The following is a 12145-nucleotide window of genomic DNA, read 5'->3' as shown; positions in this document are numbered from 1 at the left end:
CGTTCGAAGCTCGAAAAGCCAAGCAATTGGCTTTTCGTCCGCTGCGCGGACCGCTTCTCACCCCACGGGGGGAGAAGAGGGAGCGAACCTCGCGGCGCCTCAACTTGGCGATGATGATGAGTGAGCTTTCTCAACGCGACAATCCTGCCATTTAGCGCGGCGTCCCCCTCCCCCTTGAGGGGAGGGTCCGGCCGAAGGCCGGGGGTGGGATCCGCTGTGAAGTGCGCCCTACGGGGAGATAGCGTCGGCGTACTTCGCGGGCGACCCCACCCGGACTTGCGGTCCGACCTCCCCTCGAGGGGAGGTTTAGGGCCGCGCTTTACTTGTTCGGCGCCTGGTCGATGATCGACTGCATGGTCTCCTGGGCATTGGCGATGGCGCCGTCGACATCGTCGCCGAAGAAGACCTCGTTGACCATCTGCGTCCACGGCCCGTTGGCGGAGTTGATCAGGTCGTTGAACACCACCGAATAGGGCGTGCGGCCCTTGGCCATCGCCTCGGCCGCCACCTGGTAGCGCGGATCGAGGTCCTTCAGCGCTTCCTTGGCGATGTCGCCGCGCACCGGAAGGCTACCATATTTGGCGAGGATGGTCTGGCCCTCGAGCGAGTAGGCGAAGTCCAAAAACTCCTTCACCACGGCGATCTTCTTGGTACCCTTGGTGACGACGAAATTGTCGCCGCCGGCGAAGGACGACCAGCCGCCATCCTTGCCCGGCAGGAAGGTGATGCCGTAGTCGATATCAGGATATTGCGTGTTGAGCGCGCCGATGGCGAAGGCGCCGGACGGCGAAAGGCCGATCTTGCCGCCGGCAAAGGCGGCGAAGAAGTTGGCGCCGGTGTCGGTCTGCGCGCCCTCGGGCACCAGCCCCTTCTTGACCATCGAACGGTAGAGGTCGATCGCGCCGCGCAGCTGCGGGCTGTCGAGCGTCGCCTTGGAGCCGTCCTCGGAGAGGATGTCGCCGCCCGAGGCCCAGACCAGCGGCGTGAAGGTGAAGATGTTGCAGCCGCCGCAATTGCCGGAGAAGTAGAAGCCCTTGATGTCGCCGCCGAGCGCATTGACCTTCTCGGCGTCGGCCTCGATCTCGGCCCAGGTCTTCGGCCCTTTTTCCGGGTCGAGCCCGGCCTGCTTGAACAGCTTCTTGTTCCAGATCAGCACCGAAGAATCGGCCGAGAACGGCAGGCCGTAGATACGGCCCTTATAGGTGCCGGTCTTCACATGCGCCGGCGAGAGGCTCGAAAAATAGGGCAAGGATTTCGCCCAGTCGGTGATGTCTTCCAGCTGGCCGGCGGCGGCGAAGGACGGCGTGTAGATCAGGTCGAGCGACAGCGCATCGGGCGCGGTGCCGCCGGCGGCGGCGGCGCCATATTTCGGGATGATCTCGGCGTTCGGGATGATGTCGAGCTTGATCTGGTCCTTATGCGCCTTGTTGAAGGCGTCGACGATGCGCGGCATGAAATTCGAGCCGTCGGCGCGCACCCAGATGTTGGCGGTCTCGGCGGACGCCGCCTGCAGGCCGCCGCCGATCACGGCCACGGCCAAGGCCAGCTTGGCAAATATGGTTTTCACGGTATTCCTCCTCATGGTTCTCCTCCCAGTTTGGCCGTTGCGCGACGGCCGTTTCGTTCGATGCCTCAGCCGCCCGGCGGACGGCCGCATGACTGACGCACCACCAGCCGGCACGGCAGTTTCCTGATGCCCGGCGCGGCCGGCTGGCCGCCCACGAGCGAAAGCAGAGCAAGCCCGGCCTCGCGCCCGAGCGTCGAAAGATTCATGTCGACCGAGGTCAGCGGCGGGCGCGTCGCCTCGGCCACGATCTCCCAATTGTCGAAGCCGATGACGCCGACATCGTCGGGCACGCGGATGCCGCGCTCGCGCAGCGCGTCGATGACGCCCCGGGCGATCTGGTCGTTGCCGCAAAAGACGGCATCCGGCCAGCCTTCCCTGCCCCGACCGTTGCCGAACAGATTCGCCACCGCATCGTGGCCCCAGGCTTCCGACCAGGCGCCGAGCAGCGGCTCGCCGATCGGCAGGCCGTGCGCCTCGAGCACCTCCCGGTAGGCCTCAGCCCGCGCATGCACCACCGCGAAGCCCGCCGGCCCGGTGACATGGGCGACGCGGCGGCGCCCGAGCCGCAAAAAATGCTCGACCGCCAGCCGCGCGCCGCCGGCATCGTCGGAAACCAGGCCGACCGCGCCGGGATCCGGCTGGGTGAAGGCATAGACGACGGGGATGCGCAGATTGGACAGATCGATCGGCAGATGGCGGTCGATGCGCTTTCCGGTGGCGATGATGCCGTCGACGCGCTTGTCGAGCATGGCCTCGACATGGAGCTGGCCGAGCCGCGGGTCGTCCTCGACATTGCACAGGAACACCGAGACGCCATTGTCGACCAGCGCATCCGAAACGCCGGCCATCAGCGGCAGCGAGAAGCGGCCATAGGTATCGTTGGTGAGCAGGCCGACGGTGAAGGAGCGCTTGCGCAGCAGGCTCTGCGCCAGATGGTTCGGCCGGAAGCCGAGACGCTGCGCCACCTCACGAATGCGCTCGCGCGTCTCGGCGGTCATGCGCCCCTGCCCGTTCAGCGCCTTCGACGCCGTCGCGACGCTGACGCCGGCCGCAGCCGCCACCTCGCGCAGCGTGACTGGCGGCTTGGCGGAAACTAGCGCTGGCTCGGCGTCGGCGGACATGGTTCGAGGCGCACCCCTAAGTTGGGAAAAGGTTTTCCCTTATCGCCCTGCGCGAAGATGACGGGTGAGGTCAGCAGGCGCGAGGCGATTTGGGAAAAGGTTTTCTCAGCGGGAGATTAGGGGAAGGTGGGGAGGTTGGCAAGGGGAAAGGACTCGACGCGGCTGCTCGCCCAATCGTTGACGTGCGTGGGCTATCATAAGTTCCAGTCTCGATGAACCGGAAGGGCCCGCAAGCAGACTTGTCGGTTTCCCAGAAGTAGCTAGCGTAAACCTGCACGACCGATATGTGGCGCAACTCGGCGGAGAAGCGATTTTGCGGTTTTACCAGTTGGTCGCGATGTATTTTGGTTGGAGATATTCGAGCAGGCCGTGATGCCCTCCCTCGCGGCCGAGCCCGCTTTGCTTCATCCCCCCGAAGGGCGCTGCCGGGTCCGAAACCAGGCCACGATTGACGCCGACCATTCCACTTTCGATGCGTTCGGCGACCCTCAGGGCGCGTCTGAGATCACTACTGTAGACGTAGGATATGAGGCCATACTCCGTGTCGTTCGCCAGCCGGACAGCCTCGTCTTCCGTATCGAAGGGCGTGACCGCTGCGACCGGCCCAAAGATCTCTTCCTTCGCGATGTCGGAATCGGGAGAAACGTCAGCTAGGACTGTCGGAGGATAGAAGAAGCCCTCGCCAGGCCGCGGTTTGCCGCCCGTTTCGATACGCGCCCCACGGGCAACGGCATCCTTCAGCAAGCGATCAACCTTCTCCACGGCCGTCGCGGTAATAAGGGGCCCGAGCTGGGTCGTCGCTTGAAGACCCGGCCCCACTGAAAGCGACGACATTTCCTGGGTAAGCCGGCGGACAAAAGCGTCGTAAATGCCGCGCTGCACATAGAAGCGATTCGCCGCAGTGCAGGCTTCTCCGCCGTTGCGCATCTTGGCGACCATGGCGCCGGCCACGGCATCGTCCAGATCCGCATCATCGAACACGATGAAAGGAGCGTTGCCGCCGAGTTCCATGGAACAGCTGATGACCCGGTTGGCGGCCTCACGCAACAGGATGCGCCCAACGGCCGTCGAACCCGTGAATGACAGTTTGCGCACCCGACTGTCGTGCAGCATCGCGCTCACCACAGGCCCCGCGGCCGTGGTCGTCACGATGTTGACGGCACCTTCGGGCAAACCGGCTTCCATGAGGATCGCACCGATCGCCAACGCGGTCAGTGGAGTCTCAGCCGCCGGCTTCAGTACGCACGTGCAACCCGCCGCGAGCGCCGGGGCGATCTTGCGGGTCGCCATGGCCGCCGGGAAATTCCAGGGTGTGACGAGAACGGCGATGCCAATCGGCTGGTATTGAACCACGATTCGGTTTGCACCGCCCGGCGCGTGGCCGATGTCGCCGAGAGTACGCACCCCCTCCTCGGCGTACCATCGGAAGAACTCCGCGGCATACGTTACCTCTGCGCGAGCGTCTGGGAGGGCCTTGCCGTTCTCCAGAGATATCAGTTGCGCCAGCCATTCGGCACGATCGAGCATGAGCCGATGGCAGCGCATCAGCATGTCCGATCGCCGGCGTGAGGGGGTTTGCCTCCACATAGTCGCAGAAGCCTCCGCAGCATCGATCGCCCGGATTGCGTCGGCGACTGCGCCGTCTGCGACAGACGCGATCGTGAGCCCGTTGGATGGATCGGCGACATCAAACCGATTGCCGCCGGTTGCACTTGTCCATTTGCCGCCCACCAGCAGATCCACAGGAGCGCTTGCAATGATAGCCGCAGCATCCGCGCAAAACGATTCGATATCCCTTGCTGTCTGACTCACACCCATCCTCTCGCGGCTTTAGAAAACATGCGCAACCAGTCTGTCGATTGCTTGAACCAATATGAAATTGGTATTGCAACCGGTGTCAATATAGATCAAATTGGTTGCAGAGAAATCCGCCCGTTTCTTAGTGGAGTGGCCGCATGACCGTCGTTTTGAGGGATTTCATCGAGGCGGCTGGATTGCAGCCAGGCGACCGGCTGCCACCCGAGCGCGATCTCGCGCTCAAGCTAGGTTTACCCCGCACGGCCCTCCGGCGCATGCTGGCCGAGATGGAGCAAGAGGGGCGCCTGCTTCGCCATGTCGGGCGTGGCACTTTCGTCGCCGAGCGAGGGGCAACCGCGAGCGCTCCGTATCGCGCACACGATGCCTCTCGGAAAGAACTGTGGACCTATCCCGCTGAGGTCTTCGAAGCACGATTAATCATCGAGCCGAAGGTGGCGGCGCTCGCGGCGTTGCGGGCGACCCCCTATGAAACTGAAGAGATGCACAAGGTCATCCAGCATGGCAGTACCGCCGCGACGCTGGCGGAGTTCGAGCGTTGGGACGCCGCGTTCCATCAACTGGTAGTGGTGGCGGCCCGCAATGGATTGCTGGCCTCGCTCTACGAAGGTATTCACTCGCTTCGGGCGGGGCGTCTTTGGGGGCGCATGAAAGAGCTGTCTCTGACGAAAGAGCGTATGCAGGAGTATACGGCTCATCATCGCGCGATCTTACAGGCGATCACTGACCGCGATGGTGGGCAGGCCGAACAAAGAATGCATAGCCATATCTTGACCGCGAGAGGCAACATACTCGGATCGGAGACAATGGGGTGAGTAGGCCTCATCGCCAAAATTTTGAGATTGCCGAACCGAGCAGAATGGCGCGTTCGAACGCTAATCGCTTGTCGTTCTATTCAAGGCGGGGCATCTGACACTGTTTTCAAGACGGACGCGGTGCGCGCCATCCAGACAAGATGAGGTTCCTGTACGCGGCGGGCCCGTCGCCAAGGAAGAGCAAGGTTATCGCCTCTTTGCTTCGGGCTGGCGACGGCGCATCGCACGTTTATCCCGCCATTCGTAAAGGGAATAGACAAGCGGGATGAACCATGGCTTGCCGCGGTAAAACGGCACGGCCTTCGGAGCGGGGTCGAAATCGAAGGCGGACTGCGCCTTTTCGGTTTCGCCGAGGATCTTGAAGGCGGCCTTCTTGCCCAGCCAGCGGGCCCAGACCACTCCGGAGCCGCAGAAGCCGGTGGCGTAAACCGTATCGCCCGAGGTGAAAATCCGAGGCACCATGTCGCGATGCATGGCGACCTGGCCAAACCAACTATGCGTCAGGCCGACGCCCCTCAGTTCGGGGAAAATTCGGCCAAGTTCGCTGCGCAAATGGGTGGTCGGCGCCAGCGCGTCACCCGCCGTGGTGCCGTCCCTGCCGCCGAAGAGGATGCGCGATCCGTCCGCCGAAGGGCGATAGTAATAGCTGAGCTGGCGCATATCGCCATACATCATGCGCTTCGGCATCAACCGGTCCATCACGCCTTCTGCCAATGGCTCGGTAGCGATTATGCGGCTGCGCACCGGCACAATACGGCGTCGCAGCCAAGGATCGAAGCCGTCGGTATAGGCATCCGTGCAGATCAGCACCTTCCTGGCGAGAACGTCACCGCGCGACGTTCTTACACGGACCCCGCCGGCCTCGGCGATGGTTCCCGTAACGGCTGTGTTCTCATGGATTACCGCTCCGGTTGCCATTGCCACCCGTATAATACCCGCAAGCAGCTTGGCCGGATGCAAGCCACCGGTATCCATCCGCACGAATCCACCCGTGTAGAAATCCGTCCCGATATAGGTCGGCACGTCCAACCGGCCAACGGGATGAGCCTCGATGCCCAGAAAGCGCCGCAGTAGATCGGCGGAGCGGCTGAGTTCGTCGCATTCATCAGCGTTGATCGCGCCGACGAACAGGCCGGAGAGATGGAAGTCACACTCCACCTTCTCCTCCTTCAGAAAGGCCCACAGGTCTTCCCGTGCGGCCTTTCCCTCCATCAGGATCTCGGTGGCGCGGGCCTCGCCGAATCTTCTGATCAATTCCTTGCGCCCGGGTCGAATGCTCCCGCTCGCCATGCCGCCATTACGACTGGAAGCCGCCTGCCCCAGCGACTGGCGATCGAAAAGCTGAACACTGCGACCGGGACGAGCAAGCTCGATGGCCGCCGAAAGTCCTGCATAGCCTCCCCCAACGATCGCCACGTCGCATTTGGAGGCGACCCGGCGGACTGGGAGGGGAGAGAAGGTGCAATCCTCCCACCAATAGGGCGTGGATTTGAGGGGGCCAGCGGAATCGGCGGTCATGGGAACATACCAGCTTTTGGTCGGATCGGCGGGCAAGCGCAAACCGGTCAATCACGTGAGACCCAGAGTTTGCGCGTGGTTTCGATGGCACGCCATACGCCGGTGAATCCCGGATGCATGACGAAGGCGTCGCCAGCCGCGATGCGGCGCGGCGGGCAGCCATCCTCAGTGAGTTCGGAGACACCCGAAAGGATGTAGCAGAACTCGAAAGTCTCGCCCTTAATCGAACGATAGGCGCCAGGCGTGACCTCCCAGACCCCCGCCTTCACGGCGCCGTCTGCGGTCTGGGCGATATCCCAGCTCAGAAAACGTGGATCGCCCTCCACAAGGCGGTCGGGCAGAGGCTGCCCTTCGCGTGGGCGCGGAAGAACATTCTGGTCGATGAACGTCAACTTGGACATAGGGATGTGGCCTTTCTGCGCGTTGAACGCCGTTCGAACCAAAGTTGCCGCTCCAAAAGCTTCAAGGCAGTCAGTCCGACGACATTGAGGGTGAGGTAGAAGACGGAGGTGATGATGAAGATGTCCATAATGGCGAAGGTTTCGCTCATCAGGCGTTTGGCCCAACCGGTGATTTCGAGCACAGCGATGGTCGAAGCGAGGCTGGATTCTTTGACGATGATGGCAACCTCACTGCTGTAGGATGGCAGCGCTTGTCGCAAAGCCAGCGGGAACTTGATCCGGCGCAAGATAATCCAAGGCGACATGCCGCAGGCTTCCGCCGCCTCGATCAGCCCGCGCGGCAGGGATAAAAACGCGGTTCGAAAGATTTCGGCTGTGTAGGCACCGGTGTTCAACAGGACCGCGAGAATGGCTGCGTGCAGGCCGTCGCCGATCAGCCACCAAATCACCGGGTTGGAGCGAAAGAACCCGACCTGCCCTAATCCGTAGTAGATCACGAATATCTGCACTAGCATGGGCGTGCCGCGAAAGACGGCGCAATAGGCGTCGGCCGCCGTGCAAACCAAGCGATTGCGCGAAGTGCGCGCGAGCGCCACCAGGATGCCGAATGGCAGTCCTAAGCCCACGCCGAACACCGAGATCAGAAGCGTTGTCTTTGCGCCGGTGAGAAGGAACGGAATCGCATAGGCAATAATGGTGAAATCCATTCTAACCTCCGCTGAAGCCGCGATTGATATGGCGCTCAGCCAGGCCGAACAGGGTCTGGCTGACTGCTGTCATGGCGAAGAACAGCGAGGCAGCGATGCAGTAAAAGAGAAGTGGCGAGCGCGTGATGCCCGCCGCGATAGCCGCCATACGCATGAGTTCCTGCATGCCGACGATGGAAACGAGTGAAGTATCCTTGATCGTCATCTGCCAGACATTGTTGATCCCGCCGAGAGCAAGCCTCAACGCGAGCGGCAACGTGATTCTGAAAAAGGCGACCGATCGAGGCAACGCCAAAGATTTCGCGGCTTCAAGAAGACCGTTGGGAACGGCTTCCAAAGCGCCTCGCATCACCTCGATCGAATAGGCGCAGGAAATGGTCGCGATGGCGAGGATGCCGATAATGGACGGGTAGGCACTTTCAGCCGTGTCTCGGTAGCCGAAGGCAACGGCTATCTTCTGCACCCAGTCGACAGAGCCAAAGAACAGGAGATAGATCACAAGAAGACCCGGCACGCCGCGGACGACGATGCTGTAGACATCGATCATCTGGGACAGCACCGGGACCCGCTGCCAGCGCGCTATGGCAAACGGGACGGCTGCGATCAACCCGATCATCATGCCGACCAGCCCGATGCAGATCGTCACGAAGGCGCCGCGCAGCAAAGCGAGTCCCCAGCCCTGCTCCACAACCAGCAACCAGATAGTTTCAAACATGGATGACACCCGTCGGGCCGCCGCGGGCTGCGACGGCCAGTTGTTGCGAGAGGATCACTTCTTGCACGGAATGGTGTAGTCGTCCTTGAACCACTTGAGGGAAGACTCCTTGATCTTACCTCCATCGATCATGTTGCAGAGCGCGGCATCTACCTTAGCCTTGAGTTCGGCATTCCCCTTGCGCATGCCGACACCCATGCCGTGGCCGAGGGTTTGAGGATCGCTCATCGCCGTAATCTTCACATCGATCTTCGTGAAGTTGGCGCCGTCCGGTGTAGCGAGGAAATCCATCCAGGTCGGGGAGTCGCCGAAAGCGGCATCCAGGCGGCCAGCCGCAAGATCAGCGGTCTGCTGAGTGGTGGCATCATAAGTCTTGAGATCGGCGCTGGTCGCCCGCTTGCCGATGAATTTGGCATAGGTCGTGCCTGTCACGACGCCGACACTCTTTCCCGCGAGCGCCTTTTCGATCTCCTCGAGACTCTTGAGCCCGGCAAGAGCGGAATCTTTGGGGACCACGAAATAGAGCGGCGTGGTGGCGTACGGGATGGAGTAGTCGATCTTCTTCTGGCGCTCGGCAGTGATGCCAAGGCCGGAAATGATCACGTCGAAGCGGTCGCTATCCATGGAGGGAACCAGCGAACTGAAAGCCTGCACCACGAATTTGCACTTCATCTTGAGTTCGGCGCAGATACCGTTGGCAACGTCGGCGTCGAAGCCGGTGACGTTTCCGTTGGCGTCGGCCATGCTGAACAGCGGCGCGTCCCCTTCCGTGCCGACGCGTAGGACGCCTTCCTGGGCGCGCGCGGCACCGGCTGCGGCGGCGAGCATGAAACCGGATACGAAAATCGAACGAAACGTTTGAACTGAAAGCATGAGTGTTACCCCTTTTCTTGTTCTGCTGAAGAAAACCGCGATCACGCGGCGGCTGGCATGACGCTGGAGAGAAACCGTTTCACCGCCTCCGAGGCAGGGTTGCGAAACAACTCTTCCGGCGCATCGTCCTGCTCAAGGATACCTTTGCGCAGGAATATCATTCGGCTCGACACGTCGCGCGCAAACCGCATTTCATGGGTGACGAGAAGGATGGTCGCCCCCTCTTCGGCCAGCGTGCGGATCACCTTCAGCACCTCGCCCACGAGTTCCGGATCGAGCGCGGATGTGGGCTCGTCAAAAAGCATGATCTTTGGTCGCATCGCCAGCACCCGTGCGATCGCCACGCGCTGTTGTTGACCGCCTGAAAGCTGACTGGGATAGCGGTCGCGGAATTCGGCCATCCCCACCTTGGAAAGCGCCGAAAGCGCCATATCCTCGGCCTCCCGCCTTCCTTTCCCGAGCACGTAGACGAGCGCCTCTGTCACGTTGCCGATCACGGTCCGGTGCGGCCAGAGATTGAAGTTCTGGAACACCATGCCAGTCCGCTGGCGAAAGAGCCGGATCTTCGCGCGGTTGGTGATTTCGCTCTTGCCCGGTCGATTGGTGGTGATGGAGATTGCGTCGCCCATCACCTCGATCCTCCCTGAGGTCGGCGTCTCCAGAAAATTTATGCAGCGCAACAACGTGCTCTTTCCCGAGCCAGACGCGCCGATAAGGGATATGACCTCCCCTTCCGCCATCTGGAAAGTGACGTCGTTAAGGATCCTGACCGCGCCGAAATTCTTACTGAGTTCATGGACCTTTAGAACCGGGGCCATGTCATGGCGTCTTCGGTTCCATTCAGATCGCACCTTCTCAACATGGGGCTGGCCCCGGCTGTCCATCGTCTGCGCGAGTTCGTTAAGTGTTAGGCGACTGTGACCATCGCTCCCACTTTCGTCGGTGACGGCGCCGTCTATGGCGCTCCTCCTCGAAACGGTTCGATATCCCTTGCTGTCAGTCACGTTCATCGGCTCGCTGCCTCTAGCAACTATTTGAAACCAATCTCGGGATTCTTAGGACCAATATGACATTGGTATCGCAACCGGTGTCAAGATAGATCAAATTGGTTGCGAGAAAAATCTGCAGGAACAGCTTACATTTGGCGCGTCGGATCCAATTCGCGGAATAAAGACCATCGCAGATAAGCCGCCCCTCGCCCGGCCTCAGGCGAACATAGACTCGCCTATCGCTTCCTAAACAGAATGGCCGGGCCCGCTCCGCCGGGCCGCCCACGCGTCGCCGTCGGCGCCAAGCTCGCGCCAGCGGCAACAAGGGACGGCGGCGGCCAGGTGACGGGTCTTAAGGCGGCCGAGGACACTCAGATCCGGTTCGAGCACGTCGAGCATGGCGACGCGGTCTCACGCGCCGCGAGCGCCTCATCCCAACGCCACTGTCGCGGAACGATTAGCCGCTGCTCGATGTTGATGCGACATCGGATGGCGAATCCATGGAACGGCGCGACAAGGAACAGGAGAACCTTTCCCGGCTCGAACGGGCCGCGCAGCGGACTGCCGATCCGAAGACGATCCAGCAGCAGGCGAAAAAGCCCGAGGAAAAGTTCCGCTTCAGCTTCCGCAAAGAAGACCTCTGGTGGACGGCTGGTTTCGCGGCCGTAGCCTTGCTGCTCTTTGCCGCCCAACTTGTCATCAACTGGCGCGTGGAATGGTTTGAGGCGCCTTTGCGCGTCCGCGTGCTGAACTATGTCTGGGGCGGCCTTCTCATTTTCGTCATGCTGACGATAGCGAATATCGTCGAAGTCTTTCTCATCGGCCGAATTCCCAATCGTGTCTCGCGTTTCAACCTGAAACGAATTTTTCGATTGATCGTCGTGGTCGCCGTCGTCTTCGTGGCCATCTCGGTTCTGTTCGTGAACTGGTACGCCGCCGTCGTTTCGCTCGGGCTGATCTCGCTGACACTCGGCTTCGCGCTGCAGATGCCGATCTCCAGTTTCATCGCCTGGATCTATATTCTGGCCCGGGCGCCCTATCGCGTCGGCGACCGGATCCGCATCGGCGATGCCCATGGCGACGTCATCGACGTCAGCTATCTCGACACGACGTTATGGGAATTCGGCGGCGAGCATCTTTGGACCGATCATCCGAGCGGACGCGTCATCAAGTTCCCGAACTCCACCGTGTTCGACACGCCGGTCTTCAACTATTCCTGGCCGCTGTTTCCCTATGTCTGGAACGAAATCAAGTTCCAGCTCGCCTACGAGAGCGACCTGGAATTCGTGGCGAAAACCATGCGAGAGGTCGTGGACGAGCAGATCGGCGACATCATGAGCCAGAAGGTGAAGGTCTATAAGGACATCCTGTCGAAAACGCCGGTGGACGAGCTGCAAGTGAAGGAGCATCCGGTGGTTCATTTTCGCGTCAGTGAAAATACCTGGCTCGAAGCCATCGTGCGCTACCTCGTGCCGCCGAAGGAAGCGGGGCGCACCAAGACACGCTTGATCAAGGAAATGCTGGCGCGCATGAATGCAGAACCCGATCGCGTGCTGTTTCCAAAGAGCAATTTGCGGTGAACTTCCCGGCAGGGTAGAGCGAGGTCGTTCGCATCCTTCTACGG

Annotated in this window: 11 protein-coding genes; 2 read left to right on the top strand and 9 right to left on the bottom strand. The window is 61.3% G+C overall.

Annotation, left to right across the window (positions count from 1 at the left end):
• Nucleotides 1-319: 319 nt before the first annotated feature.
• The 3 genes from CK221_RS27480 to CK221_RS27470 all read right to left on the bottom strand — a co-directional run bounded on the left by CK221_RS27480 (nucleotide 320) and on the right by CK221_RS27470 (nucleotide 4506).
• Nucleotides 320-1567 (bottom strand): sugar ABC transporter substrate-binding protein, encoded by a 1248-nt coding sequence (locus CK221_RS27480; protein ID WP_095780000.1) that lies wholly within the window; start codon nucleotides 1565-1567, stop codon nucleotides 320-322.
• A 65-nt stretch (nucleotides 1568-1632) separates the two neighbouring features.
• Nucleotides 1633-2688 carry a LacI family DNA-binding transcriptional regulator gene (locus CK221_RS27475; RefSeq protein ID WP_095779999.1) on the bottom strand — a complete coding sequence of 352 codons (1056 nt, stop codon included), beginning with the start codon at nucleotides 2686-2688 and terminating at the stop codon, nucleotides 1633-1635.
• A 321-nt stretch (nucleotides 2689-3009) separates the two neighbouring features.
• On the bottom strand, nucleotides 3010-4506 hold the full coding sequence (locus CK221_RS27470; protein WP_095779998.1) for an NAD-dependent succinate-semialdehyde dehydrogenase: 1497 nt from the start codon (nucleotides 4504-4506) through the stop codon (nucleotides 3010-3012).
• Between the two features lie 137 nt (nucleotides 4507-4643).
• Between CK221_RS27470 and CK221_RS27465 the strand changes: the two genes are divergently transcribed.
• Nucleotides 4644-5318: an FCD domain-containing protein gene (locus CK221_RS27465; RefSeq protein WP_095779997.1), complete on the top strand. Its 675-nt coding sequence runs from the start codon at nucleotides 4644-4646 to the stop codon at nucleotides 5316-5318.
• Between the two features lie 186 nt (nucleotides 5319-5504).
• On the opposite strand, the gene CK221_RS27460 is transcribed toward CK221_RS27465, so the two are convergent.
• Genes CK221_RS27460 through CK221_RS27435 form a run of 6 tightly spaced genes read right to left on the bottom strand, consistent with a single transcriptional unit; the run spans nucleotide 5505 to nucleotide 10350 of the window.
• Nucleotides 5505-6836: an FAD-binding oxidoreductase gene (locus CK221_RS27460; RefSeq protein WP_095780022.1), complete on the bottom strand. Its 1332-nt coding sequence runs from the start codon at nucleotides 6834-6836 to the stop codon at nucleotides 5505-5507.
• 47 nt (nucleotides 6837-6883) lie between these two features.
• Nucleotides 6884-7237 (bottom strand): cupin domain-containing protein, encoded by a 354-nt coding sequence (locus CK221_RS27455; RefSeq protein ID WP_067329699.1) that lies wholly within the window; start codon nucleotides 7235-7237, stop codon nucleotides 6884-6886.
• Nucleotides 7225-7944, bottom strand: a complete 720-nt coding sequence (locus CK221_RS27450) for an ABC transporter permease subunit (protein ID WP_067329696.1) — start codon at nucleotides 7942-7944, stop codon at nucleotides 7225-7227. Before CK221_RS27450 ends, CK221_RS27455 begins: the two co-directional genes overlap by 13 nt.
• A 1-nt stretch (nucleotide 7945) precedes the next feature.
• Nucleotides 7946-8659 carry an ABC transporter permease subunit gene (locus CK221_RS27445; protein WP_095779996.1) on the bottom strand — a complete coding sequence of 238 codons (714 nt, stop codon included), beginning with the start codon at nucleotides 8657-8659 and terminating at the stop codon, nucleotides 7946-7948.
• Nucleotides 8660-8713: 54 nt separating this feature from the next.
• Complete coding sequence (locus CK221_RS27440) at nucleotides 8714-9532, bottom strand: transporter substrate-binding domain-containing protein (protein WP_095779995.1); 819 nt, start codon at nucleotides 9530-9532, stop codon at nucleotides 8714-8716.
• 41 nt (nucleotides 9533-9573) lie between these two features.
• On the bottom strand, nucleotides 9574-10350 hold the full coding sequence (locus tag CK221_RS27435) for an amino acid ABC transporter ATP-binding protein (RefSeq protein WP_067330146.1): 777 nt from the start codon (nucleotides 10348-10350) through the stop codon (nucleotides 9574-9576).
• A gap of 671 nt (nucleotides 10351-11021) precedes the next feature.
• On the opposite strand from CK221_RS27435, the gene CK221_RS27425 reads away from it, so the two are divergent.
• Nucleotides 11022-12101: a mechanosensitive ion channel family protein gene (locus CK221_RS27425; RefSeq protein ID WP_095779994.1), complete on the top strand. Its 1080-nt coding sequence runs from the start codon at nucleotides 11022-11024 to the stop codon at nucleotides 12099-12101.
• Nucleotides 12102-12145: the final 44 nt, after the last annotated feature.

This window comes from Mesorhizobium sp. WSM3868 (assembly GCF_002294785.1).
GTDB lineage: Bacteria > Pseudomonadota > Alphaproteobacteria > Rhizobiales > Rhizobiaceae > Mesorhizobium.
This window is presented reverse-complemented; position numbering and strand designations above follow the sequence as displayed.

Bases quoted from the DNA above. Each gene is read 5' to 3' on its own strand.
- CK221_RS27475 (WP_095779999.1), bottom strand. From the start codon at position 2,688: ATGTCCGCCGACGCCGAGCCAGCGCTAGTTTCCGCCAAGCCGCCAGTC.
- CK221_RS27455 (WP_067329699.1), bottom strand. From the start codon at position 7,237: ATGTCCAAGTTGACGTTCATCGACCAGAATGTTCTTCCGCGCCCACGC.
- CK221_RS27435 (WP_067330146.1), bottom strand. From the start codon at position 10,350: ATGGCCCCGGTTCTAAAGGTCCATGAACTCAGTAAGAATTTCGGCGCG.
- CK221_RS27440 (WP_095779995.1), bottom strand. From the start codon at position 9,532: ATGCTTTCAGTTCAAACGTTTCGTTCGATTTTCGTATCCGGTTTCATG.
- CK221_RS27445 (WP_095779996.1), bottom strand. From the start codon at position 8,659: ATGTTTGAAACTATCTGGTTGCTGGTTGTGGAGCAGGGCTGGGGACTC.
- CK221_RS27450 (WP_067329696.1), bottom strand. From the start codon at position 7,944: ATGGATTTCACCATTATTGCCTATGCGATTCCGTTCCTTCTCACCGGC.
- CK221_RS27460 (WP_095780022.1), bottom strand. From the start codon at position 6,836: ATGACCGCCGATTCCGCTGGCCCCCTCAAATCCACGCCCTATTGGTGG.
- CK221_RS27425 (WP_095779994.1), top strand. From the start codon at position 11,022: ATGGAACGGCGCGACAAGGAACAGGAGAACCTTTCCCGGCTCGAACGG.
- CK221_RS27470 (WP_095779998.1), bottom strand. From the start codon at position 4,506: ATGGGTGTGAGTCAGACAGCAAGGGATATCGAATCGTTTTGCGCGGAT.
- CK221_RS27465 (WP_095779997.1), top strand. From the start codon at position 4,644: ATGACCGTCGTTTTGAGGGATTTCATCGAGGCGGCTGGATTGCAGCCA.